General features: G+C 58.6%; 1 protein-coding gene. It reads right to left on the reverse strand.

Annotation, left to right across the window (positions count from 1 at the left end):
* Positions 1-237: PHB accumulation regulatory domain-containing protein (locus EOD29_RS34945; protein WP_348630480.1), on the reverse strand; the 237-nt coding region annotated here is incomplete at both ends.

Below are 237 nucleotides of genomic sequence, written 5' to 3' on the forward strand. Positions count from 1 at the left end.
GAACATCTGCATCGCCTGCTGAAACAGCTCGGTGTTGCGGCGAACATGGTCCTCGACCATCTGCATCGGCAACTGCAGGTTCTTGCCGAGCGGCGTTTCGCCGAAGGCGCGGTTCACCTGCTCGCGCATCTGAGCCTGCTGTTCGGTAAAGGAGCGCATCGAATGTTCGAGAAAGCTCGGCACGACCATCTGCATCTGGTCGCCGTAATAGGTGATGAGCTGGCGCAGGAAGGAGAT

Source organism: Mesorhizobium sp. M1A.T.Ca.IN.004.03.1.1 (assembly GCF_003997555.1).
Classification (GTDB): Bacteria; Pseudomonadota; Alphaproteobacteria; order Rhizobiales; family Rhizobiaceae; genus Mesorhizobium.